At 34.8% G+C, this 24,138-nt stretch carries 38 protein-coding genes; 4 read left to right on the forward strand and 34 right to left on the reverse strand.

Translation table 11 applies throughout. From position 1 onward, the window contains the following. The first annotated feature begins 65 nt into the window (after positions 1–65). Complete coding sequence (gene dmeF, locus H4J56_RS11700; protein WP_182259350.1) at positions 66–995, forward strand: CDF family Co(II)/Ni(II) efflux transporter DmeF; 930 nt, start codon at positions 66–68, stop codon at positions 993–995. Between the two features lie 207 nt (positions 996–1,202). Here the strand turns inward: dmeF and H4J56_RS11705 are convergent, their stop codons facing one another. Then, on the reverse strand, positions 1,203–1,892 hold the full coding sequence (locus H4J56_RS11705) for a tetratricopeptide repeat protein (protein ID WP_182259351.1): 690 nt from the start codon (positions 1,890–1,892) through the stop codon (positions 1,203–1,205). A gap of 495 nt (positions 1,893–2,387) precedes the next feature. On the opposite strand from H4J56_RS11705, the gene H4J56_RS11710 reads away from it, so the two are divergent. Beyond that, positions 2,388–3,773 (forward strand): lyase family protein, encoded by a 1,386-nt coding sequence (locus H4J56_RS11710; protein ID WP_182259352.1) that lies wholly within the window; start codon positions 2,388–2,390, stop codon positions 3,771–3,773. A 291-nt stretch (positions 3,774–4,064) separates the two neighbouring features. On the opposite strand, the gene H4J56_RS11715 is transcribed toward H4J56_RS11710, so the two are convergent. Further along, positions 4,065–4,583: a hypothetical protein gene (locus H4J56_RS11715; protein WP_182215906.1), complete on the reverse strand. Its 519-nt coding sequence runs from the start codon at positions 4,581–4,583 to the stop codon at positions 4,065–4,067. 405 nt (positions 4,584–4,988) lie between these two features. Between H4J56_RS11715 and H4J56_RS11720 the strand changes: the two genes are divergently transcribed. Continuing rightward, positions 4,989–5,171: a hypothetical protein gene (locus tag H4J56_RS11720; protein ID WP_182215904.1), complete on the forward strand. Its 183-nt coding sequence runs from the start codon at positions 4,989–4,991 to the stop codon at positions 5,169–5,171. 161 nt (positions 5,172–5,332) lie between these two features. Here H4J56_RS11720 and H4J56_RS11725 read toward each other — a convergent pair whose 3' ends face one another. The 24 genes from H4J56_RS11725 to H4J56_RS11840 form a co-directional block, all read right to left on the reverse strand. Then, positions 5,333–5,800, reverse strand: a complete 468-nt coding sequence (locus H4J56_RS11725; protein ID WP_182259353.1) for an N-acetyltransferase — start codon at positions 5,798–5,800, stop codon at positions 5,333–5,335. An 83-nt stretch (positions 5,801–5,883) separates the two neighbouring features. After that, positions 5,884–6,600, reverse strand: coding sequence for a riboflavin synthase subunit alpha (locus H4J56_RS11730; protein WP_182215900.1), 717 nt, complete (start codon positions 6,598–6,600; stop codon positions 5,884–5,886). 535 nt (positions 6,601–7,135) lie between these two features. Further along, entirely contained in the window at positions 7,136–7,282 is a 147-nt protein-coding gene (locus tag H4J56_RS11735) for a hypothetical protein (RefSeq protein WP_182215898.1), read from the reverse strand. Between the two features lie 135 nt (positions 7,283–7,417). After that, on the reverse strand, positions 7,418–7,669 hold the full coding sequence (locus H4J56_RS11740; protein ID WP_070376763.1) for a GlsB/YeaQ/YmgE family stress response membrane protein: 252 nt from the start codon (positions 7,667–7,669) through the stop codon (positions 7,418–7,420). A gap of 115 nt (positions 7,670–7,784) precedes the next feature. Then, the gene (locus H4J56_RS11745; protein WP_182215896.1) at positions 7,785–8,312 is read right to left on the reverse strand and encodes a DUF1439 domain-containing protein; all 528 of its coding nucleotides are present in this window, start codon (positions 8,310–8,312) and stop codon (positions 7,785–7,787) included. 104 nt (positions 8,313–8,416) lie between these two features. Continuing rightward, complete coding sequence (locus H4J56_RS11750; protein WP_182215894.1) at positions 8,417–8,656, reverse strand: DUF2798 domain-containing protein; 240 nt, start codon at positions 8,654–8,656, stop codon at positions 8,417–8,419. A 177-nt stretch (positions 8,657–8,833) separates the two neighbouring features. Further along, positions 8,834–9,247 carry a hypothetical protein gene (locus H4J56_RS11755; RefSeq protein WP_182215892.1) on the reverse strand — a complete coding sequence of 138 codons (414 nt, stop codon included), beginning with the start codon at positions 9,245–9,247 and terminating at the stop codon, positions 8,834–8,836. A 146-nt stretch (positions 9,248–9,393) separates the two neighbouring features. Beyond that, a complete protein-coding gene (locus H4J56_RS11760) occupies positions 9,394–9,834 on the reverse strand; it encodes a GNAT family N-acetyltransferase (RefSeq protein ID WP_220465335.1) in 441 nt (146 codons plus the stop codon). Between the two features lie 266 nt (positions 9,835–10,100). Continuing rightward, positions 10,101–10,460 (reverse strand): hypothetical protein, encoded by a 360-nt coding sequence (locus tag H4J56_RS11765; protein ID WP_182242698.1) that lies wholly within the window; start codon positions 10,458–10,460, stop codon positions 10,101–10,103. 97 nt (positions 10,461–10,557) lie between these two features. Continuing rightward, on the reverse strand, positions 10,558–10,833 hold the full coding sequence (locus tag H4J56_RS11770; RefSeq protein ID WP_182222628.1) for a hypothetical protein: 276 nt from the start codon (positions 10,831–10,833) through the stop codon (positions 10,558–10,560). Between the two features lie 191 nt (positions 10,834–11,024). Continuing rightward, positions 11,025–11,219, reverse strand: coding sequence for a DUF4177 domain-containing protein (locus tag H4J56_RS11775; RefSeq protein ID WP_070376757.1), 195 nt, complete (start codon positions 11,217–11,219; stop codon positions 11,025–11,027). Positions 11,220–11,308: 89 nt separating this feature from the next. Continuing rightward, positions 11,309–11,845, reverse strand: a complete 537-nt coding sequence (locus H4J56_RS11780; protein ID WP_182215886.1) for a TlpA disulfide reductase family protein — start codon at positions 11,843–11,845, stop codon at positions 11,309–11,311. A 40-nt stretch (positions 11,846–11,885) separates the two neighbouring features. After that, complete coding sequence (locus tag H4J56_RS11785; protein WP_182259354.1) at positions 11,886–12,239, reverse strand: hypothetical protein; 354 nt, start codon at positions 12,237–12,239, stop codon at positions 11,886–11,888. Between the two features lie 133 nt (positions 12,240–12,372). Then, the gene (locus tag H4J56_RS11790; RefSeq protein WP_182222630.1) at positions 12,373–12,624 is read right to left on the reverse strand and encodes a hypothetical protein; all 252 of its coding nucleotides are present in this window, start codon (positions 12,622–12,624) and stop codon (positions 12,373–12,375) included. A gap of 199 nt (positions 12,625–12,823) precedes the next feature. Continuing rightward, positions 12,824–13,423, reverse strand: coding sequence for a LysE/ArgO family amino acid transporter (locus H4J56_RS11795; RefSeq protein WP_182250886.1), 600 nt, complete (start codon positions 13,421–13,423; stop codon positions 12,824–12,826). Positions 13,424–13,650: 227 nt separating this feature from the next. Next, positions 13,651–14,187 (reverse strand): GrpB family protein, encoded by a 537-nt coding sequence (locus H4J56_RS11800; protein WP_182231357.1) that lies wholly within the window; start codon positions 14,185–14,187, stop codon positions 13,651–13,653. A 99-nt stretch (positions 14,188–14,286) separates the two neighbouring features. Continuing rightward, positions 14,287–14,505 (reverse strand): DUF6500 family protein, encoded by a 219-nt coding sequence (locus tag H4J56_RS11805; RefSeq protein ID WP_070376751.1) that lies wholly within the window; start codon positions 14,503–14,505, stop codon positions 14,287–14,289. Positions 14,506–14,703: 198 nt separating this feature from the next. Next, positions 14,704–15,237 carry a DUF1569 domain-containing protein gene (locus H4J56_RS11810; RefSeq protein ID WP_182242701.1) on the reverse strand — a complete coding sequence of 178 codons (534 nt, stop codon included), beginning with the start codon at positions 15,235–15,237 and terminating at the stop codon, positions 14,704–14,706. Positions 15,238–15,403: 166 nt separating this feature from the next. Next, positions 15,404–15,601, reverse strand: a complete 198-nt coding sequence (locus H4J56_RS19725; RefSeq protein WP_259364962.1) for a hypothetical protein — start codon at positions 15,599–15,601, stop codon at positions 15,404–15,406. Positions 15,602–16,118: 517 nt separating this feature from the next. Next, a complete protein-coding gene (locus H4J56_RS11820; protein WP_182259355.1) occupies positions 16,119–16,460 on the reverse strand; it encodes a hypothetical protein in 342 nt (113 codons plus the stop codon). Between the two features lie 130 nt (positions 16,461–16,590). Next, the gene (locus H4J56_RS11825; protein ID WP_182259356.1) at positions 16,591–17,130 is read right to left on the reverse strand and encodes a manganese efflux pump MntP family protein; all 540 of its coding nucleotides are present in this window, start codon (positions 17,128–17,130) and stop codon (positions 16,591–16,593) included. A 256-nt stretch (positions 17,131–17,386) separates the two neighbouring features. Further along, positions 17,387–17,590, reverse strand: coding sequence for a DUF3565 domain-containing protein (locus tag H4J56_RS11830; protein ID WP_182218411.1), 204 nt, complete (start codon positions 17,588–17,590; stop codon positions 17,387–17,389). A 108-nt stretch (positions 17,591–17,698) separates the two neighbouring features. Then, positions 17,699–18,118 carry an MAPEG family protein gene (locus H4J56_RS11835; protein ID WP_182259357.1) on the reverse strand — a complete coding sequence of 140 codons (420 nt, stop codon included), beginning with the start codon at positions 18,116–18,118 and terminating at the stop codon, positions 17,699–17,701. Positions 18,119–18,225: 107 nt separating this feature from the next. Continuing rightward, positions 18,226–18,390 carry a hypothetical protein gene (locus H4J56_RS11840; protein WP_182230752.1) on the reverse strand — a complete coding sequence of 55 codons (165 nt, stop codon included), beginning with the start codon at positions 18,388–18,390 and terminating at the stop codon, positions 18,226–18,228. Positions 18,391–19,141: 751 nt separating this feature from the next. On the opposite strand from H4J56_RS11840, the gene H4J56_RS11845 reads away from it, so the two are divergent. Beyond that, entirely contained in the window at positions 19,142–19,618 is a 477-nt protein-coding gene (locus H4J56_RS11845; protein WP_182259358.1) for a hypothetical protein, read from the forward strand. 5 nt (positions 19,619–19,623) lie between these two features. Here the strand turns inward: H4J56_RS11845 and H4J56_RS11850 are convergent, their stop codons facing one another. The 8 genes from H4J56_RS11850 to H4J56_RS11885 form a co-directional block, all read right to left on the reverse strand. Next, complete coding sequence (locus H4J56_RS11850; RefSeq protein ID WP_182218404.1) at positions 19,624–20,022, reverse strand: hypothetical protein; 399 nt, start codon at positions 20,020–20,022, stop codon at positions 19,624–19,626. Between the two features lie 428 nt (positions 20,023–20,450). Then, a complete protein-coding gene (locus tag H4J56_RS11855; protein ID WP_182218402.1) occupies positions 20,451–20,717 on the reverse strand; it encodes a hypothetical protein in 267 nt (88 codons plus the stop codon). A gap of 178 nt (positions 20,718–20,895) precedes the next feature. Next, on the reverse strand, positions 20,896–21,087 hold the full coding sequence (locus H4J56_RS11860; protein ID WP_182218401.1) for a PspC domain-containing protein: 192 nt from the start codon (positions 21,085–21,087) through the stop codon (positions 20,896–20,898). Positions 21,088–21,201: 114 nt separating this feature from the next. Beyond that, positions 21,202–21,465 carry a hypothetical protein gene (locus tag H4J56_RS11865; protein WP_182218399.1) on the reverse strand — a complete coding sequence of 88 codons (264 nt, stop codon included), beginning with the start codon at positions 21,463–21,465 and terminating at the stop codon, positions 21,202–21,204. 49 nt (positions 21,466–21,514) lie between these two features. Then, entirely contained in the window at positions 21,515–21,934 is a 420-nt protein-coding gene (locus tag H4J56_RS11870) for a hypothetical protein (RefSeq protein ID WP_182218397.1), read from the reverse strand. 117 nt (positions 21,935–22,051) lie between these two features. After that, positions 22,052–22,738, reverse strand: coding sequence for an outer membrane beta-barrel protein (locus tag H4J56_RS11875; RefSeq protein WP_182218395.1), 687 nt, complete (start codon positions 22,736–22,738; stop codon positions 22,052–22,054). Positions 22,739–22,863: 125 nt separating this feature from the next. Beyond that, positions 22,864–23,277, reverse strand: a complete 414-nt coding sequence (locus tag H4J56_RS11880; RefSeq protein ID WP_182259359.1) for a hypothetical protein — start codon at positions 23,275–23,277, stop codon at positions 22,864–22,866. A gap of 122 nt (positions 23,278–23,399) precedes the next feature. Continuing rightward, complete coding sequence (locus H4J56_RS11885; RefSeq protein WP_182259360.1) at positions 23,400–23,942, reverse strand: DUF4287 domain-containing protein; 543 nt, start codon at positions 23,940–23,942, stop codon at positions 23,400–23,402. Positions 23,943–24,138 lie beyond the last annotated feature (196 nt).

The following is a 24,138-nucleotide window of genomic DNA, read 5'->3' on the forward strand; positions in this document are numbered from 1 at the left end:
AGTATATTTCAAAAAATATATTGATGCTATGACTAACTGCATTAAGCAACCGATGGAGATATTTAATGAAAAAAGATAGTGGTATTCAGTGGGAACACTCGCACGATTTTGGTATTGACAGTAAGCTTCATGAAAATAAAGTAAAAATTGTTTTTTGGCTAACAACCATCATTATGGTACTTGAGATTGCTGCTGGTACATGGTCTGGTTCTATGGCTCTGCTTGCTGATGGCTGGCATATGGGTACTCATTCTGCCGCTTTTCTTATTGCTATTTTTTCTTACTCTTATGCTAAAAAGCATGCCAGTAATAAAGACTTTAGTTTTGGAACAGGCAAAGTAAACTCTTTAGGTGGTTTTGCCAGTGCAATTGCATTAGCGATTGTCGCATTGATGATGATAATTGAATCTGCTCAGCGATTGTCAGCCCCGCTATCAATTCATTTTAACGAAGCAATCGTTGTTGCGATTATAGGGTTAGTGGTGAATGTTGCCTCTGTTTTCATCTTACATGATGATCACCATCACCATGACCACAACCACGAGCACCAGCACCAGCACGACCATACGATGAAAGCCGCCTACTTTCATGTACTGGCGGACACCCTCACCTCTTTATTAGCGATTGTTGCCTTATTGGTGGGTAAATATATTGGTTTATTATGGATGGATCCACTCATGGGGATTGTCGGTGCCATTGTTATCTTGCGTTGGTCTTATGGATTAATTAAAGAATCAAGTGAAGTACTGCTTGATAAATCGATAAAGAAATCAACCATGGATGAAATATCAGCGGTATTAAGTGAAAAAAATAGCGTGATCAACGATATTCATGTTTGGAAAATAGCAAGCGCACACCAAGCAGCAATTCTTAAAGTAACCTCTGCCGAGCCTTTAGATTCAAACGAATATGAACGTATTTTAAAAGGATTTTTACCACAGTTATCACACATATCTATTGAAATACGCCATGATCAAAGTGAATGCATGACCTAACTTGAAGCGATAAACATCGGTAATTTTATGACTTGATGATGTAATAGCGGTTAAAGTTGAAATTTACTTTTACGATGTTTCTCATCCTTAAAATTAAAATGCAGCCACATTAGCAGCCCCAAAAGGGTTGCTAATGTGGGATAAGCTTTATAACCATTGCCCATAGTATTGACAGCATATGGTTAATATCTAGCTATTAATTGATTATTAAATTTTAGCGCTAACCGCTAATGTTAATTCATTCAACAGTGCTTGCTCGTTAACAACATGAATTAAAGGAACTAGGGTATTGAATGACGTTGGTAAACATTTTACCGTGCAAGTTTGCAGCTCGGCATTGTACAAAATATAATCCCAGTAGAACTGATGAGTCACTGCAATATGCTCGATGCCATCATCATTTTCTCTGTTAAACAACAGCTCTTCTTTTGTTTGGCTCGCTTTACTCAGTAATGCTTTTATTGAAGGTCGTTTTTCAACTTGCTCTTCATTTAAAAGCAGCGTTAGCAAACTAACATTACGTTTAGTGTTTAAGACATTAAACCTTTCGGTTTTTTTAAACCAAACGAGTGCTTTTTCAAGATCTTGCTCCATGTGTAAACCATACATCATATTATAAGCAAGTTGATACATTGCACCAGGCTCACCATCTCTGGCTGCTCGGATCAGTAACTTATTGGCTAAAGGTATATTTATTTCACGCCCATGACCTCTATAATTCATGATTGCCATCGCTAAGTTTGCCAAAGACGAACCTTCTCTAGCATATGTCTTAAAAAAGTTATATTCCATTTTGCAATCGCGCTCACAATAACTATAGTTTATTGCTGATTCCGCATTGGCATTAAATAAAAAACAACCAATTAAAAATCCCGCTAATAGCTTGATACTTTTCATATTATTCCTTCATATAAAGTAAAAAAAGTTTTATAGAACCAGACTTAACTCATGGTTAAAATCTGAATAAATTTAATATAACAATATAACAATATAACAATGGTATTTATAAATTAATTTAATTAACGACTTTTGCGTAGTAGCCATAAATAATTTAAGTGTCTGCTAGAAAATATTTTAAGCAACTATCGAGTTCTATATGGGCCTTGATTGCCACAATTATTTTGATACCTGTAATTGCTCGCCCGGCGGTAAAAAGGTACTTATTGCACCTAAACAATTAGCGTCTTTAAATTGGCAAGATAAAACGGTAACCTGTAGTCTTAATGTAGAGCAAATAAACTCATTCGCACAGTATCAGAGAGAAAAATTGAATGATGCTAATTACCTAAAGCGGTTAAGGCAAAACTAATATTTGAGAAATAACCCTATTCAATAGACTCTTTTCGACCTTTCTCTATGATTAATGTGCGTGATACTTAAAAGGCTAACTAAATGCAAAAAAAAGACGATAAAACAACAGTTAATAAAAAGCATATAACTGCCTGTTTATACGGTAATGAAACAGCTAAATCATTAGCCAACTTCACCATTAGCGATTTAAAAATGCCACGCGCTTTCCTTTGGGCATTAGGCACAATCAAGAGCGCATCTGCACAAGCGAACCAAGAACTGGGTCTACTTGATGCTGATAAATCTGCAGCAATTCAATTGGCTGCCAAAGAAGTTGCGGATGGTTTCCACGATAATCAGTTTCCCGTTGATGTCTTCCAGACAGGGTCGGGAACCAGCACGAATATGAACGCAAATGAAGTGATTGCTTCATTAGTTAAGTTAAAAAGTAATCAAACCATAAACGTTCACCCTAATGATCATGTAAATATGGGACAAAGTTCTAACGATGTGATCCCCTCTTGTATCCACTTAAGTGCAGCAAAACTTATCGCTGAACAGTTATTACCCTCGCTAGAACACTTACGTAACACCTTAGACAACAAAGCCGGTCAGCATCATGACACCATAAAAACAGGCCGTACTCATTTAATGGATGCAATGCCATTAAGTTTTGCTCAGGAAATAAGTGGTTGGAGTGCTCAAGTGAGTTATGCCTATGACCAGCTACAAAATAACTTACCAAGTTTATACAAGCTTGCCATTGGCGGCACAGCTGTAGGTACTGGAGTTAATACACACCCAGATTTTGCCACTATTGTCACTCGTACCTTAACCGAGAACACCGGTTTAACCTTCATGCCTGCCGATAATTATTTTCGGGCAATTAGTGCACAAGACACAGCGGTATGCATTAGCGGTATTCTTAAAACCACCGCGGTTAGTTTAAGTAAAATCAGCAATGATATTCGCTGGCTAAGCAGTGGACCATTAAATGGATTAAATGAAATTCGATTACCTGAACTACAAAAAGGTAGCAGTATTATGCCAGGGAAAGTCAACCCTGTGATCCCTGAAGCGGTTTTAATGGCTTGCACACAAGTCATCGGCAATGACACAACCATTACGTTGTCAGGACAATCTGGCAACTTCCAACTTAATACCATGCTACCTTTAATCGCTCATACGTTAGTGCAAAGTATTCAACTACTCAGCTCAAGCGCTAACGCACTTGCTGATAAAGTTATCAAAGATATAAGCGTGAATCATGACGAAATTAAGCAAAATTTAGCAAAAAATCCAATTTTAGTAACCGCGTTAACTGAATTGATCGGCTATGAAAAAAGTGCTGAGATTGCTAAAAAAGCATACCTAGAAAAAAGAACCGTAATAGATGTTGCTATCGAACTAACCAATATTAGTGAAGCAGAGCTTATGGCACGATTAGATCCTAAAAAGCTAATTGGTGGTGTTAATAAAAGCCAATAACCGGTAGCTTTGCCAATAAAGAAAAACTTCCCCCGTGATCTTTTTAGAGGTGATCACGGAGTTCTAACTCATCGATTAGTCGTTATTTAAGATGAAATACCAAGCTTACTAACTCGTTAATCGTTCATTATTGAAATGGGTTAACTCAATGTTATTTTCAGTAAGAAAACTAAAAATCAAAGACAGTAAACATATTTCAATATCTGCCAATAATTAACCAGATAGTACTGTAGGCTAAATTTAATTGGAAAATATAATTTAATTAATTTTATAAATAATCGAGTTAGCTAATCAAGCTGGCTCAGCAGGCTTACTCAGTAAAGTGAAAGTATACACATAACCATAAATAGCGGTAATGATTATACTAGGTGTAACCGTTAACCATAAATTAGGCGTCTGGTTAATAAAGTTAACACCAATGGCAATGCTAGATTGAATCGCTATAGGTAAGAGTGGTGCTAACAAAGTACCTGGTATAGCGTTATTACTTAAATATTTAGCCGAGCGGTCTAAGGCATTTCTGAAAGTTCTGAAAATGGCGATGTTTTGTTTTGTTTTAGAAAACACTGTACAGATGATAGGCACAACAAATATTAATGAAAGATAACTTTGCCCAAATTTTGACACTGATTTTTCTAATATAAAAGTAAATAAAATAGTAATCGTGCCGCTTAATGTTCCTTGCACAATTGCCGATCTTAACACTAGTGATTGATCTTCACTGACTAAACCATTCGCCCAATATGACCAAGCAAAATAAAAACAAAATGAGATCCCCGCCGAAAGAATCAGTCTTACTCTAGATGACATATAAAGTTGCCTTACCTGCGCTTTAGTTAATTTTCCATACTACCGCTATAATGATGCCCTCGCGATAAATATTTATTTTCAACGACGTTGTTGCTTGATATTTTATTAACATTTGACCTGATAAAATTTAAAAGCTTCACGGCCATATCGGATTTTTAGAAAAATCTTAGAGTCATCGACTAATGAAAATAAATCGATAATTGCCAGCTTAGCTGACAGTATAATCAAACTCTAATCTTTAAATGTTAACAATTCACAAATCCATCTCTGTATAATAATGGCTGATTATTCTTACCATATTAGCCAAAATTATCATTGAAATCAGCCTGACGAATTTTTGCACTAATATGTTCATAAAAAGATGATATGATAAGTTAAATTAATTTAACATAGCGAAGATTAGTAATGCGGATAAAATTAACTCAAGACCTAGTATGTGGCAATGACACTTTTTTAACGGGTGAAGAATACGAGGCAGTATTGATATTACCCCGTTCAACTACCGTAGAATTTATAGCTGACTCAGGTAAGAAAGTCAGAGCATTTAACTATGAATATACGACAGTAGCCTCTGCAACTGAAATATAGCAAGGTGAGTGCGATCACAGCCGTTTAACAGATCAATAAACGCTGAGAATCACAAAGTGGCTTAACTTAAGTTATATCAATTGATAGTAACCGCTTTCAAAACACTCAATAAACGTAGTGAACGACCCAGTAGCGTCACTACGTTTTAAAAATATAACAACCTATATCGTTTTAATCATCTGCACCGTTTCAGGTTTAAAACCTAACGTTTGGTAGAAGTCGTTTGCTTTTTTATTATTAGCGAAAACTTCCAGATGCAGTAACCTGCACCCTAAATTTTTAGACCATTTCTCAGCAAACCCAATTAAAATCTTACCAACACCTAAACCCTGTGACTCAGGTGAAACAGCCAACAAAGGTATTGTTCCACACATCTCACCAGATATACTGTCTTTATGGGTTCTAACATGAATAAACCCCAAAGAAACATCACTTTTTTCAGCGATAAAGGTAACGTTGGCTTGTGATGATTCAGCAAGCATTTCAGCAATATAATCAAATTGCATTTTTTGAATAACATCGTCAGAATGCCAAGATAACTGAGCAACGTCAGCTAAAATAGGTGAAAGTTTAAAAATAAACGAATGATCACTTAATTTTGCTTCCCTAATGACTAGTTCGTTATCCATAAACACTCTACATTCACACTTAAATATCAATTAAATATTAGCCGTTTAAAACGGCTAATATCACGTAACAATAGCCTACTATTTTAGCTGTTTTTATTTATTGGGGATTTTACATTATGCCCTAACGCATTAATATCAACGCCTTGTTCAGACAGAATTTTCTCAAATAACGGCAGTAAAGCCCCTAGGTTTTCTTCCAGTGTATCGCGTAAAGTGTCAACAACAACTTGAGTGCCACGTTCTATCTCTATATTAATATTTTCGCCAACAGTCTTAGCCTCAAACACTGTCATCCTTCGAGTCTCAGGAATTAACCAAACTTCAAACCACTGCTCTGTCTTATTCACTTGAGAAATGGTTAAACTAGCTCCGTTTAAGGCAATGTAGCCCTTTGGAAAGACATAGCGCTTCCATTCTTTTGACAAACCTAAACGGATACAATAATTGTCTTCTATGTGAGTAATGTTGACAATAGGGGTTTTAAAGTCCACATGCCCCGACAGAGGATGACCACCAATTTCAGCACCCTCTTTAGCTGCTCGCTCTACATTGACACAAGTATTTTTTCCATATTCGCTGAGGGTCGTTATTAAAAGGCTTTGTAGCATTACATCAAACTTGACCCTAACTTCAGACACTATTTCAGTAACCGTCAAACATACTCCGTCGACAGAAACACTTGCTCCAATCTCTAGATCAGTGCAAAAACCTTTGTTGAAATCAATAACAAAAGTTCTGATACCCTTTTCATCTGTAATATCGATAATTTTAGCTATCGATTGAATTATTCCTGTAAACATAAATATCTCTTCTTTAATTAGCAACACGCTTAATACTCATACATTGTTAAGCAGTGAAAAAAATGAACGTTGTTGTCGGATAAGCTATGCCAATCAGTTTGTTGTTATCACTTAAGGATATCAAATTGTGTTGAGGCATTGAATGGTTAGAAGTTTCGATCTGCATATTTAATTAAAAACATCAAAAACTATACTTTATTTTTCGCTGTGACCAAATAATAAATCAAATAAGATAGGGTCAATACGGTATGAATTTTCAAGATTTTCCCTAGCTATCTCTCGTTCTTCTTTAGCTGCATCAGGTTAACCAAACGATTCATAGTAATCGCCAGCTTTGGCATTATTATGAGCTCTTTTATTTAATGCTGTACTGGAGACACGACCGGTGAGTAAAAAGAAAACGATAAAAATAAAGACGCTGCAATAACACTTATCAGTAAACACAAGTTATATAAGCTAAAATAGTTGGCTAAAATTTGAAAAAAATAGCAAAGCCAACCTTATTTAATGACTTCAAGTATGAAGCTATCAGGTGTTATTTATCGTCATTCTCAGAGACAACTTGCTCGTCTTCTGACGGTACCTCCTCCACAGCTGATTTTTTCAAACGTTTTTCTTCCTTTTTTTTCTTTTTAGCTATTTCTTTCTGACGTTTTTCGAAAGAGTAATTTTGCTTAGCCACTCGTATTCTCCTCTGGGTATCTTAAATTTCTAGCATGAATAATACGGCATCCCCGGAATAATTGCGCCCTTGATTACGATTATAATAGATAAAATTAAGGGATAATGCTTTTATTTCATCTGTCGTATCAGGCTATTAGGCCTTTTTAATGATGCCAACAACAAATATCAATATAACCGCCCCCGCAGTCGCCGTAACAATTGTACCAATGACTCCGCCAGCAGATATACCAAGTAAGCCAAAGACAAAGCCGCCAACCACTGCGCCTATAATGCCAACAACGATATTACCGAGTAAGCCAAAGCCAGCCCCTTTCATTAACCTTCCCGCTAACCATCCGGCTAAAGCACCGATAGCTAAAAATATCACCAATTCTGTTAAATCCATAAATTCACCTCTGCTATTAAGTCTTTTTCAATGCGCGACAAACTGTCACATTACAATCGTAAAATATAAGTTGGCTATATCTACAGTAAACAACACTAGTCAACTGTTTGTTAATTTAAAACACACCAAGCGTTATAATTAATTTTTCATCTTTTACTTCCAATGATTTCAATACTGCTTTGGCTAATTTGTGTTTTACATTATCATCTTTAAATTTATAAACTGGATAAACGGCCATCACTTTTGAAAGCATGGCCTGCGCAATATCTTGTATTTTTGGAGTGAAATTTTTAGGAACTTTATCAATGGCTAAACTAATAATTGTAGGGTTTTTAAAATAAAACTCACCTTTTTTAGGCTCATAATCTAATGTGCCTTTAATCATTACTTCACCGCTACCCTTAATTCCACCGGGAGCACTAGCGTCAATATTTGCACGAATACCTATTTCATCACTTTCTTTTAGTAAATCTATTATAGGATTTGATAGGGTAACAGTGACAAAATATTTCTTTTTTTCGATTGGCATAAAAGCTGATATTTTTTCTTGTATCTCTTGTTCTGTGATTTCCTGTGTGTAATCTAACGCAACAGCAAACTGACTCAGTAGCGATAAAAAAACAAACATAATGCTTCGAAACATAACTTTTCCTTAAAAAATAACAACACTTTAAACAAAATATCAGCTAGCTAAAAATAAACGACACCGTAATAAATGCCAACTATTATTTTCGTCTAAATCATATATTAAATATTATGCTCTTCTTCGTGTAAAACAAAACTCACCAATTTATGTACAATAGGAGATATAATTAAAATAGTTGGAAAGGCAAAGATAAAAGCGAAACTCCACGCTTTTAACCATATAGGAACAATATTCGTCACCATACCTACGTTAAACACACTAATAACAAAAGACATTACACAGGACATAAGTAACGCCATAAAAAAAGAAAATACAACTTTGTGATATTTACGTGAAATCATCTTAAATACTCATAGATTGTTCTAAGACTCAGTGTTTTGCTGAGATTAAAAAGAAAATTTTATGTCTGTTAACTTTGCGCTAAATAACCCCGTTCATTTATTAGCTTCGCCGGTAATTTAATTATTTATAAAATATCTATCAGGGAAAGAACCTAAGGTTGCCATTATTTAAACAGCTTATTGTATTTTTTTACAAGTAGACATATCTTTTGAAAGTTCTGTTATATATAAACCATTTTTACCGTGAAAGCGGTACACCATTATTACACCCAAATTGATAAAACTTTCTAACGCTTTATTCGCACATAATGTACCTATCAACACTTTCTCAATAATTGGTTCAAAAGCCTTTACATCAAGTTGATCAGCACTGTAATTTATCATAGTGTTATTATAGATAATGAAATTTTTGAATGTTGCTGCGTAATCAAGTCTTGTTTCTTCATCAATTATTTGAGCACCTTTAGCGTTAATTTTAGTAACTGCCTTAGTTAACTCTTGCGATAAAGATCGCTCTAATGGGGTCTGTTCAGCATGACACAACAACGATGTCGTTAAAGCGATAGGTAATATAATTTTTATTAAATCCATAAAGGTAATTTCCTTAAAAATCCCCAGATTAAAGGGATAAATTATTTTATTAAAATATATAGCACAACTCACCGTAACAAATTTAGTCGTTGCACTATAAAGCGCTGGTTTTACCTAAAATATCAACTGCAATTAAAGCAATAAATCTAACGAGTATACTCAAAACTCAGCAGGCCATCATTCATTGCAACTTCCCTAAAACCATTAGAAATCAACACTTTTTTAGACGCTTTATTTTCGGGTGCAGTATGAGCAATAATACTATTGGTTTCTTCGAAGGAGCAGGCATGAGAAATGAGCAGGTTAACAATTTCTGTTGCATAGCCACGACATTGCCAACTAGGTAGCACAGAATAGCCAATCTCAACTATTCCATTACTATCTGGGGGACCAAAATATCCACCTGATCCCACGAGAGTTCTTTCTCCTGAAACGGCAATATTTATAGCATACCAGCCATACCAACCTTCAGCTAATTTACCGCCTTTTTCGAAACAAGAAAGAAAAAACTCCATTGCATCTCGGTCATATTCCCCGCTAGGCCAATCGCTTGAAACAGATGCATTTAATTTTTCAGAAAGTAACAAAGGTGTTTCAAGTTCAATGTGAAGATGAGCGGCTGATGATGATATTAATTCGATGCGTTTTGAATTTAAATTTTTAATGATTTTTATTTACTCTATCGATTACGTTTTTTAACACTTATCCGTCAAAGACTATTTTAGCTTCTGCTTCAACTTAATAAAAACCACTTAAGTATTTGATAAACAGTCAATTAAAGCCTTTTATTTTTTTGGAATGAATCAAAAAACAGCCCTCTTAATACTCATTCTCAATGACTTATATCGCAAAATCACTCAGAAATAAAATAATAACCTTTAAATAAAGCGGGACGAAATGCAAAACCACTTAATGCTCTTAGTGGTGTATAAGATATTATATTGCCGGTTGAGACAAAGCTTGAAACAACTCTTAACTGACCGTTTTCAAATTTAAATTTTAGCTGCTCATCGAGCGCGTAAACTCGACTGCTAACACCGCAATTAAAAGTGATGGCAGGTTCAAATTTATGGGTCAGCGTATCCATTTCGTTTATGGGTAATAGCTTACTCATAAGCATGCCATCAATATTAACCGCATACTTATTCAAAAAATCCTCTGCCGCAGTGCAAGACAAGGAAAAGCTTAATAGTATAAATGATAGTGTTTTCATTCGATCTCCCTATCGTTCTTTGTCGCTAAAGTTGCGGTCTGTAATAGACGGGCCCTCAACTGTAATTTATCCGTTTGATTCACTTGTTTTAAAGTCTTTATAATACAGTAAAAGCAAAGGTTAATTTACAATCGATATATTTAAGCATGCGATTGACTATCACAGGTATATCAAAGCATTTAGTACCTGAATCCGAGCTAACCGATACAAATATATCACAGTCTTCAATATTAACTCTTTGTCGGACATAATAGTCACTAATGTCGTCGAAGTTAGTGTCCGTTAAGGGTACACAAACAACATAAACATTATTTTCAACATTTTTATCGCACAATGAGCCTAGTATCTCTCGCTCGAGTGTAAAGGCTTGCATCTTATCTAATCGATTGAACCTGAAGCTTATTGAAGCCCTAGTCTTTGAATTTTCCACCAAACTCTCTATTTTGTATAACGCCAAATAATCAGCGAAGTAATGTAAGCTAAATAATACAACGAAGTTAAATAACGTCGCCAGTGCTATGAAGTGATAGTAAACGGGTTAAGTATTCTAGACCTGTAAATGACCTAAATTTCTTTTTTCATTACGCCTGCGAACTCAAGACCACCTTCAAGTTCACGAAAATCTACGTTAACCAGTTCCCAACCAGCACTGCCAAGTGTATTGAGATAACTTTCAACATCTTCTCGTTTTCTCCCTTTAAACAGTCCTGCTGTCTCAACATCTCTGGTATCTACTATTTTATATTTGTACTGTTTCATCAATTTTATCCTCAAAATAATTCAATAATGCCGGCCTCAAACTTAACTAAGGAGGTTATTACCCGCCCTTAAATTGTTGCTTATAAATTCTATATTTTATTTAAAGATACGCCATCCCTTAAAACTGATTGCCATTGGGTAAGTTGATTTAATTTATAGCTTCTCTCGATAATATTTGTGTCTCTATCAAGCTTTACTACATAAGGAACAGCACGCCCTTCGTTTCCAAAATAACGTTTCTGCAAGGCCATTGTGCCTTCACTAGCAATCCACACTTTACCCGTAAAACCAGTTTTAATTAACATTCGGTTAATTTCATCAATATCTTCATCCAAGGCAACAGCTAATAAATTAATGGGTAATTGCTTATTAGCGGTCACTTTCTCTAGCGTCATTAAAGATTTGTAGCAAGGAGTGCACCACGAAGCAAAAAAATAAATAACGGTATCGTTCCCCTTAAGTTCATCAAAAGAATGACGACTTCCTTGAAGGTCTATTAAATCTATTCTTTGAATGGGCTTGTTTACAACAGATGTAAAAGATGGCGATAAAAAGCCCAGGTAGTTTGCCCCAGCAAAGCCAATAAAAAATAATATAGGTAAAGAAATTAACATCCATTTTTTCAACGTCGTACTCCAATGTTTATTTAGCGCTGCTTAACTAGTCTTATTTGTCATCAGCCTGATAAGTGAATAAACCAATGAGTGCTTCACTCACGAAAATAACACCATACTGAATAACAACAACAAACATAAATCCAATACCTGCTTGAGCAGAAGGCGTTATGCCAAATAATAATACTCCGCATAATAGTGAAACAATAACGCCAGCTATCGCCCTACACCCTATTAACAAAGGGCTACTATAAGCGGCTCTATTTGCAAGCAAAAATACCAGCAGGTAAGGGAGCAAAATAAAAATAGCTTCCCAAAAACCAAACCCCCAATATTTATAAGTAACCGCTATTAAACTAATTAACGATAAGGCTTTACTATATTTATAAAGATTCAATTTAATCATTTGCATTCCTTTGCTCATCCGCTCTCAGTAGAGAGTAATATTATCATTGGCAAAATGCCAAATTAGTAGCACAGCTATTTACGTTATTGCCTGCCCTATTTAATTTATTATCGTTAAGTTTAACTAGTTTACTTTAGGTTTTTTCAAGAATACTGTTAAGTTCAGCCCTTAAACGTATTAGAGAGTCTAAGTGATTGTTTGAGGATTTTACCCCTCCATATTCAGCTTGTCTAGATTGAGAAAATTTAACAATATTTAAGGCCATGTCTATTTTCTCAACTAAAGCAGCACCCTCTTCAGGTATCGGTTTTATCCACTGTAATGAAGTTGATAGATCTTCAGTCCCTTTTTTAGATAATAATTTTATTAATTCACACGCGTTCATATAATACCTTTACTGATTATGCCCATTTATAGGCAATAAATATCTAGCTAAAATATTGAGGAGATTATAATAACTATTTTTTGTTTAACTAAGCCTATAAGTCCCAAACCAACAAAAGTTAATAAAAGACCTATTGCTGTGATCAGATACACACATTTTCCTTGGCAGCCAATAGTCAATTCACTGTTAAGTATACCTTTTAACTAAAAATTAACGTAAAAGCAATGATGAGCATAGTAAGTCCAACAATAAATTCTAGCACTTGCCATGACTTTGGTTGTTGAAATAGCGGGGCTAAAAATCTTGCTCCATAACCCAAACTAAAAAAGAAAGTGAATGAAGCTGAAATTGCCCCTAAGGTAAATTCAATTTGCTTTCCCTCATATTGTGTTGAAATGCTCCCTAAAAGCACCATAGTATCGAGGTAAACATGAGGATTTAACCATGTAAAAGCAAGACAGATAGCAATCGTTTTTAAGACTGAATGCTGTACTTTAGCTTCTGGTGTTAAGACATGACGTTGACTGAATGCTGACTTAAAACTCAGTGCAGAATAAACAAGAAGAAACAAAGCACCGCCATAACGGGCATACGTTTCAATAAAAGGATACTCATTTACAATAGCGCCAAACCCTGCAACACCCAATGAAATTAAAATAGCGTCAGAAATAGCACAAATAGTACAAATTAATAAAACATGTTGTTTTTTAATTCCCTGCTTCAAAACAAAAGCATTCTGAGAACCTATTGCAAGGATAAGAGAGAGGCTAAGAAAAAATCCTGCGAAAAAAGTTGTCATATAAATTATCTTTTCTAGTTGAATAAAAATCAAACACTACGATTAACCCTTTATACTGGGGGCAATAAAATAGCTTTTGTTAGCAGCTAAGTAAACTTTAAAGTTTACGAATGCCACTGTGCGGCTATTAGGCACATAGCGTGTTGAGATACTTGCTTTAACCCGAAGGCTTTGTTCTTGTATAGATTAAATATTTTTTTCAGATAGCACTCATTGTAAAATCATTTTCATGATGTGAGTTTATTTTCATGTAAAACTTGCTGAATATAAGGCCACTTTTTCTTAGTGTATTCATCCCTATCGTCTTTATAAGTAATGGCTAATTCTTGTTTTAAATTTGCGTATCCGTTAGCGATAACTGAGTTTGAACGTAATAAATTTCTGAACCTTAAACGTTCATTCCAGAGTGGGCTTTCAAACGGCACCAAATGTAAGTGATGTGTGCGAAATTCATCTGAAGGTTTGCAAAACCAATGCATAACTTCAGGCTTATAAGGCCAATATTTATAACCGTTTTGGACAAGCGCTATAATAGCAGGTTGAGCGAGTTCCAAAGACTTAACGCCAAACATTATATCTATTATCGGTTTAGCAATCATGCCCGGAACAGCAGTACTACCTACATGTTCAACAGAACCATAAAGCCAATCACCTGCAACAGCTATTAGGCGTTTTTTTTCTGCTGTAAATTTATCATCCCAAGATGGATTATACGCTTCTAGAACGATTGCGGCTTGACTGATATTTTGTAGTTCCTTTGTCATTAAACCTCACCAAGTGCAAAATCACAGTCGATTATTATATTAAGTGCAGTGAAAAAATTGGGGTTAAATGTTATCAATTATGCGATTGGTTATCTTCCATTACAAACCATTTTCTACCATGGTTTTAATTTTAATAGCCTTGACGAAATGATCTAATCTGTGAGTCTGTATCCACCATGTTGCAACTTCCATAAGTAGTTCAGGTGTTTCATTTTTATTAGCAAAAAAGGCATAAAATGATAGTCCAACGTTGTCACCATTACTCGCTATTTTTTTATTACAAACGTCGATAATTTTTAATCGTAACTCTGCTTTCATTGTTTACTCATCGCCTTTAAATTTACCATTAACCCACAGATCTATAAGGTATATTAACGGCTTTATCTTTTATAAACATCAATCTATGCAAATACCTGATGAGTCAGTTAACGTTTCTATTTTAGATTCAATTAACAGAAACTATGCAAAGCACTTAACATTAATTTGAGTGATTTTAGTGACTTGACCACGGCATTGTTAAGTCTTTATCTCTTGAAGATGGTTATATAAATGCATGACATGTGCTATTTCATACTCCGCTTTCGATAGCTCACCGTAGGCAAAATGCGGCGCAAGAATCCCCTGATAACGGCTAAAGTTGAGCAGAGATTGTTTTAAACGAATGAGTGCGTGTGTTGAGTCTAGATGTTTAATAATAATTGGAGCACTTGGAATAGGCTCTCCTAAGTCATGTGTCATCTTACCCTTAGATGCAAAAATCGAGAATGCGAGTTGACCAACCGTACTCTTGAATAAATTCGATTTATGTTCTGGAAATTCAGACATTGAAAACTCTACACTTTGTGCGCAATGGCTAAATATTTGATATGGGTTCCATTCGCCTTGGTGGATAAGGCTTTCATCAGATAAATCATCTAGCTTTTTTAAAGCCATCTCTACGGTAAGGCTATTTTTATTGCCCTCTTTAATCAGGGTAAATGCGCCTGCACCTACTCCTAAAATAACTCCGCCACCTACCAGTGAAGCTTTAACAAACTGTCTACGTTTCATTTCAAATCCTTAAAAACTATTCTCCCAATAGGAGGCTAAGTTTAGTGAACTAAAGGTTATTGACCGTCCTAGACAAAAAAGCACAGCTAAGATTTGCCCGACTTGAATGACTTATGTTGGCACTGTTATAAGAGTTATTATTTAAATCGACCTTAAAGTAAAAACATTAAGTATCGTTCGACTTTCTCTCTTGTTCCATTTTAGCCATTCTAATATTTAATTCTATAAGAGACTTTTGAATATCCATTAACACAGGATTAGATTTAGAATGGTTCCTTATTTCTTCTTCACGAAAGCCGAGTCTGGAATCAAGGTAACCAATAATCAACGACAACAAAACGAAAGTGAACAATATAATAGGCACTGCAATCATTGGACTTGTAAATACAAATTCAGTGACAAAATTATCACCTAGTGATTTAATAAAAACGAAAATTATCAGGAGGAATTGTACATATCCAATATACATTTTCGACCTATCTATGTAGACCTTCCATCGAATCAAAGTTTTTTTGTTAAGTCGTGAAATCAAGTAAACTCCTAGGGGTATGACGCCACATTAAGCGTCAGAATATCAGGTAAAGTATTAGGACGAAGCAAACGATATTTCTTTGCAAGGATATGTGAATACCCCTTACTGAGAAATTATTGATACCGCATCACCCTGGCATTTTGGGCTGCCCAGCAATTATTAATAAGATCTACAGGTGAAGTCCAGCAAACATAATCCCATTTTACTGCGCTAAAGTTACCACAAAAAAGAACTCAAACAAGCAGGAAATCATTTAATTAGCACCGTGAGTAAATATAACCTCCGCTAAGCGACTAAGCGCAGTTTACTAGCGCTAGCAAAAGGCTACTTTAGCTTTAATTAGCTTTAATTAGCTAGTGTGATTTTCTTGTGAGATAAGGTTTTTTTCCATAATGTCTATAATAACAGCCTCTGACAGTTCATTTAGTGCGTATTCAGCCGACGAATAAATATCACCTTCTTTGCTACCCAATGCTATTTCTATAGTATCAGGCTTCTCATCATGGATGAGTACAACGATCTTCTTGTTCTGGGCTATGCAATCAATGGTAATCGCATCAGCTTTCATGCCTTGGTTACGTAGGTTTTTATCCATTATGCCCATCAATGTATCAACATTATCAAATTGGTTGTAGAACGAGTCATTCGCCTTAGCGACAATCTCTGATACCTTTTTTAGTGTACTTTTCATTTTATTAACCTCAACAAAGATAATATAAATACCCTACCCAAGGATAAGTAATTATTAGCTATATTTATAAGAAATGGCGCGAATCAAATGTGAACGCTCATTGTAAACGTGTTGAATACCGATTAACCCTCTAATTTAATAAGATATTTATGCCTATTAAAATCAAAGTGACACCACCCAAGAATTCAGCCTTACTTTCTAACCAAGTACCCGTTTTAACGCCAATTAACACACCCAACCAACTGAAGAAAAAAGTCATGCTACCAATAATAAAGCAAGCGACGAATGGATTTACAGCTAAAATGGTAAAAGTAAAGCCAGCTGCCATGGCATCAATACTGGTAGCGATGGCAAGTATTAGCATAACGCGATGAGTTACTTTTACAATATCATCTTCTATGCCTTCAGAAAAAGATTCATAAATCATTTTAACACCTATGAGCAAAAGCAATAAAAAGGCTAGCCATGTAGCATAAGACTCCATCCAACCTAGTATTCCTCGTCCTCCAAGATACCCCAATAAAGGCATCACCCCTTGAAATAGCCCAAAATATACTGCTGACATTAATGCCAAAGGTGTAACCTTGCTATTGTGTTTTGCCCCTAAGCCAATTGATACTGCAAAAGCGTCCATACTCAATGCCACAGCTAAAATTAATACTTCATTCATTAAGCAATTCGACCGTTAAATAAAAAAACATAAAAAAACCAACACCGAATTAAAAGTAAATTACAGATAAAGGAATGTTGACTAGAATAAAAGATACACTGTTTTGTTGGTTGTTATAGAGTTCAAGGTCCGAGCCTTAAAACGATAGTTGTAAAAAAAGCCACCTAATCGACTAATTAGACCAATAAAACCTGCTAGGTATCTTACTAAGCACTCATTTCATCATCTAGCGTAGAGAGAATAAATGCTAAGGTTATTATAGATCTGATGGCTGCCCTAAGTCACATTTTTTACACTTTAATAGGTGGCCTAACAACGAATCGCGTCCCTTTTCTGTTATTACCCAAGGGCGACTTATAAAAGGAGGGTTATGTCTGACATGCTGAAAGTGACCACATTTTAATTCAGCGACCCAATCATCTTCTTCATCTTTATGATAACCGACAATAGATTGATTCATTAATACCTATCACAATTTGTTTAGAGGTGAAAAATAATCGTTAAATAACAGAGTAAAAAACAACGACCAAGGACTCATCCAAGTTCTAAATATAATATCAAATAAATTTTATTTGCTTAGTATATCTAAAGCTAAAATTCCCCACATAAATAATACCGCTAAAAAATTTATATTAAATACACTGCCTCTCAGGCGAATGTTTGTTGAAACTATCTGAACAATACTATGTACCACACGTCCGATAACAAACATCCAAGCAGCCCATAAATATGCGCTTTGATATAAATCGGGCCGCGCAATTAAAATGATACAGATAACATAAAATAATACCGGCCATTCAAATTGATTTGAAAGATTAGCGCTAGTGCTTTTCTCTAAGTTAAAAAAGGGATGACAATCATCTGGATTTTCAACAGTACCCCAAATATTTGGAGCACGTATTATTGTTAGTAATACATACAGAATGACTACCCATAAAACATAAGATAATAATGGTGCAAATAAAGCGTATTCATTGATAACTGTCATATTTTAAAATTCACCTAGCGCCTTCTAAAAGACTAATAATGCTTAGCTAAAATATCGAGGAATAAAAAAGCCAATGGTTTGTTATATATAAAAAATAAAATTTTACGTTATTTGTTTGCGGCTACCGGCTTAGAAAAGAAAACAAAAGGGATCGCTAATGGACCAACAAGCAGTGCTGCTAGCACCCATAATGTTTTATTAGCATTACGGTATTTAGCTACATAAAAACACAAAACCATACTGATTAAACTTATAATAAATAAGATGACCATTATTATTTACTCCAATCTATAAATAAAGACACTAAAATTAAACAGACGATTATAGAGACAAATAATGTTCCATTAAAAAGCAAATTATTGATGGTAAAATAGTCGATGAAGGAGTAAATAGCTAACGGTTATTTTTATACTTGGTATTTTATTATATTTTAATTGTTTAGATAAGCCACTAACACAATGGATAGCACATAAAAGGATATTCCTAACAGACAGATTAAATTGATTTTTTTAGACTTTATCTTCTTAAAAGAAGCAAAATCATGAAATTCTATTTTAAACTGACCCAAGGTCAGTATTTTTAGAATCAAGCCGCCAGTCGTATAAAAAATAAATCCAAATATAGTCTCAATTAATAACCAAACAAATATATCTATAACGAAACTCATACGACTTACTCCTAAAAAAAATTTCCATTAGTTACTGATTTTTAATGGAATGTTTGGCAAAAAACAAAAAACGTTTATCTGTCAATAATGTAGCTTACTTATTGATGACATATTCTTTAACATCAAATGATTCAACTAACGAAAACATCTTACTATTTAAGCCAAAGTCACGAAAATTATCTAATGCTATTTGGTCTTGCCATTTTTCAAATATGTTAACTTGGTTAGATTCAATGGGAACATGCTCTTTTTAGCATAACTTGTTAGGCCGTCACCTGACAAAAATATACTTTTGTTCGAAATTAATAAGCGTTTAAACATGTCTAGTAATTATCAAAACACACCAAGAGTAACAAATGAATACCAAAAATTTCACCAATATATTTTTAATTGGCATTTTTTCTAGTATTGCCTTTATTGTAATCCAACCTTTATTTGGAATGCTTACGTTAACTTCAAGACACGCATCAGCATATATAAACGTAGGTAATTATAATGAAACTACCGCCATTGTATTATCATGGCTTGTACATAGTAGCGTATCCGTGTTCTATACGTTTATTGCTAGCATTATTTATAACTTTAACGCTTCATATTTAGTAAGTGTTGCGCAAGTAATAATTTTAGGATGGTTAACAACACTTTCAGCAACCCCTGCCAATGAATGGGTTGTAAAACTGATAACTACAGGACAATTTACATCAATTACGTCTTTATCTGAGTTGAACACTGAAATTGGCCCTAAATTGTGGCTTCATATTTTATTTTTTGCATTCGTATTAACCGGACTGGGACTTACTAGATTAATCAGTTCACCCAAAACATCCATTTAAACAAATTATAAGCTCACTGCATATGAAGCTTGAATTAATTTTTCAGCTTCTTTAATAGTCAAGTTTGATGATTTACAAATGACATAACCATTAACTTGAGAGATGATATATTTAGGGGGAAGGTCTCTGGGAATATGTTCAAACTCTCTTTCTACAAGCTCAATTGCGGTAAAACCAGCGGTACCACATAACTGCGTAGCTCTACGATTAAAGATTTTATGAGCAGCCTTATGGTCACTCCATGGGGCAAAATTTGTTTTTGCTACAATAGAATAAAGCCCTTTCTGAAGCTTATTGTCAGAAAATCCACCACCTAAGGCATTTGGCCCATTATTTAAATTATGATTGGACACAGTACAACCACTTAACAAAAAGACTAATACAACACACTTTGAAATTTCCAATATCATTCCTTTAATATATAACGCCCTATAACAAGCAAAAATTAATTAGCTAAAATGCTCAACGACCTCAGATAAGCGAGCTATGTTGCATTTATACCAATGCTAGAATAATTAATAACCCAACCTTCACTCAAAAAAACATTACAATTAAACTGCTTTTAAGGGTAACTTAAATAAGGTGTACAAATTATTTTTTAGATCCACAGGCAATAAAGGCGATATAATATTAAGTATGGAACCGCTTAAGTGATCCGATAAAATAGAGTCGTGGATCATTTTTAGTCTTAAAAATTTGAGCACGTTTAGCGTTTTTATACTGCCATGTTTTATCATTACTTTGCGTGAAAGCGCTTTCCATAGTTATTAAGTCACCTGAGTGAGCTAAAAAATAGTTAATCCCCCATTTGAAAGACTTATTATATGCCCCTCTAAATCACACCACCGGCTTTCAAAATAATAGCCGTTACTGCCAGCAAAAACGCCCCTGAATAAACCATTTTTCCAGAATATGCGGCTTTGTCCCAATTCATAGCACAATAAACTAATGAAAGAGGAAAGCACAAAAATACAGACCAACCAAATAAGTGCTGTTTATTTCCCAGAGCTACAATAGCAGCAAAAATCGAACCTATAACCAATAGCATTAACCCTATGGACCCAGTTAATAACGCCACTACTATAATGTTTTGAACCATACTTAACTCACACCTGTATTTACGATAAAAATGGATAAATAATACCACGTTAAGAGCTAAATCTGTTAGGCACAAACAACAGCCAACTGTTATTTAGTGTTGCATTAATGCCTTGTAATGTAACTATGCTAGATTGATGAAAAATAACTAATAGCTAACTCTATTGCCTTCTTGGTAATTACCGATTAGGAGGAGGCATCCACAAAGCTAATCCTGTGTATACAATAACAATGATCCCTCCAGTCAATAGTGCGGTGAGTAAAAAAGCGATTCTAACTTTATAGGGATTAACCCCCTGATATGCAGCTATTCCACCAGCAACTCCTGCTAGTATGTTTTTTTCTGATTTAGGAAGCTTACCAAAATCCATTTTTATACTCCTAGTTATATAACGCCAAGCTAAGTGGCGATAAATTGTTGGCCAAAATAAGCGGGGCACAAGAACGGCCAACTGTTTTTTATCTGTGTTTAATAGCTTATGTTGTTACAAGCCGAAAAATATCCAGTGACTTTTAAACCTTTCCTTAAGGTTTGAATCCGTTTGTATTACCGAAGAAATTTGAGAACACTCAAATGTTAATTCAGATTGCCCTTTAATAGCTGCAATTATATTAGGGTAAATCACCAGTACATTTTCTATTACAACCGAATTTAATAATTTAATATTAACAATTGAAGCATCCTGCTTGACCTCTTTGAAGGGACCATCCCTTTCGATTATTTGTATGGGTATTTCAAATTTAGCCAACGCCTAACCTTCCTTTACAACATAACGACCCATTAAGAGCCAACTGTTATTAATCCTGCTTGAATGCCTTATATGGACCATTTTTGATCGACTTTATCTGCTTTCTTTCGGCCTCAGTTAATACATTATACCAGCGAGGATAGGACCAACCATAACCCCATCTAAATGACGTAGGAAAATATGGGCTTCCTCCCACTCGCACACCTGCTAACATTAGCTTGGCAATTTGTGGCTCGCCAGTTTTTGAAACACACTGATGAAGTTCTTTATCTGCAACCAACCTCTCTTCATAAGTTCCACCTTGCCAATAAGCATAATCGTGAGCAGTGCAGCAAGATAACCATAGCTCTTTATGATCAAATGTACCGTCAGGGAAAGAACTGCACCCATCTGATGTGAAAGGTTTAATATTTTCAGCTTTAACTGTCACTGAAAAAAGTAGGAGGATGAAAACAAAAACTATACGCATACACTTTCCATGATTAACACAAACGCCTAATTAACAGGCAAAAAATTGGTTGGCTAAAATAGCGATGATGGAACAAATAGCCAAGTGTTTTTTGTCCGACTTGGGTGGCTTAGGTATTTAGAACACCCAACCTGCAACTATTGATAAATCTTTTACATCATGGCTAAAAGAACCACTTACATCATTGACAGCATAGCTTTCATTTACAGATAATAGTGAGTACTCAATGCCAAGATATAAATCTTCTGAAAACTTATATTCTGCGCCTAATGAATAATATAAATCATTTCCACTTCCATCACTAACTGGTGGAGGGCTAAAATTTGTAAGTTTTTTTGGCGTATAGTTTTTATATGACCAGTGAGCAAGTCCAACCCGAGCATTAACAGTAAAGTTAGTGACTAACTCTACTTCACCTTTTATTCCAAACCTAATAGATTCAATTTCAATAGGTATAATTGCTTCTGCGGTATAGTCATGCTCAGAACCTAAACAGCAATCTCCGCCAGAAGGTGTACCTGTGATCGAAGTAGGATAATAAACTGTAAATTCATTAACCACACTTCCATGATCATGTTTAGCAAGTTCAATTGAAACATTATCGAAAAATTTAACACCGAATCTAAACCCAAATGAACTATCATTCAAAGTTGCAGAATAGCTCTCATTTGAAAAATTTGGATTTAAGAACGATTTAATTTCATGTTGGGATTTACCGATAAGTATTTCTGATACGAAAACTGTTTCCCCTAAAGCAAATAACGGGAATAAAGTTAAAATCATCCCAATAATATTTTTTTTCATTTACATCCTTTAAAATAAATACAAACTCTGAACTAGAGAAATATTTAACGCCCTACTAACAGGCAAAAATTGTTTGCTAAAATGTTGAGGAACGAACAACAGCCAGCTGTTATTTGAACGTCTTATTATGCTGCTGGTTCTGAAACCTCTACAGTTTGATTTTTAAGCTTATGATAACTAAATGTTCCTCTTACCCCACCAATGAGGATCACAATAAATAAAATCGCTAAGAAAGGTACTGACGGGTTAGTTATAAACATACCAACTTGTTCGATAATATAAAAAATTAAACCAAACGTTGCTGCGAATCGGCTTAGTTTCCAAATACCAAATGCAATAAGTATAAAAATAAATGAATCGACAAATGCCCAAGCATCAATTCCTAAAATTGGATCGTTATACATACCATATAAGGCAAATGCGGCTGTAACTGTAGCAACAAATAATGCTACGAACATAGAACCTTTGGTAGCAGCTTTAGCAGACTCTATTGTTGATACATCAGGCCAGTAGAAATTATCTTTTTTAGTATCATTCATGCTTAAATACTCCTTGCAGCATAACGCCTCGATAAGAGGCAAAAAATTGGTTGGCTAAAATGTTGAACACAGTGAAAATAGTCAACTGTATTTTTTCGTTTGAACCGCTTGTTATGTTTTGACTAAACAGATGTTTCGTACGCTTTCGATAACCATTCGATAACTTCACTGTCAACGTCAGAGATATTATTTAGTTGTATTCTATGGGTACACATAGTGCCAAATGGTCCTGATACTTCTAACCGCCCTTGCACCTCGACGTCTTTAAGTTTTAAACCCAAGTCTATTCTTGTTTTAGTTGCCGGCTTAATTAAAGCAAACTGTTTTTTTCTGATGAAACTTACACTTCCTTTTTTGGGTGTAATTACAACATCTTCACCAAAGTTTTTGATTACTAAGAAAAGCATTTCATAAATAGGCTTAAGCGATTCTTTACCACTATATTGATTTAAAACTAAATCTTCAGGAGGATTAGTTCTTTCTTTAGATAAAGTGACAATTGTATTTGCAAATCCATGTGTTACACCATGCTCTGTTTTTAAAAATTTCACAGCCATTAAATGCTTTTCAAAATTCTCTTTGTCCAAGATTTGAAACCATTCTTCTAATTTTTTACCTGTTTTTTCAGGCATATTTTCAATCATTTTTTGCAGCGATTTATCCATATACTCCACCTTTTTATTCAAAAAATAACGCCCCATTAAGAGACAAATAATAGTTAGTTAAAATAAGCGATGAAGGAGATGTATGGACTCCTCCCCCTCGCGGGAGTTTTGCGGTATAAAGTGAAAAGCATTCACTCAAATCAACTTTTACCAGGAGTCCACACAATGACACAATGTAACGTAATCGCTATCGATT

The sequence above is a fragment of the Colwellia sp. BRX8-4 genome, from assembly GCF_014077345.1.
In the GTDB taxonomy this organism is placed as follows: Bacteria; Pseudomonadota; Gammaproteobacteria; order Enterobacterales; family Alteromonadaceae; genus Colwellia_A.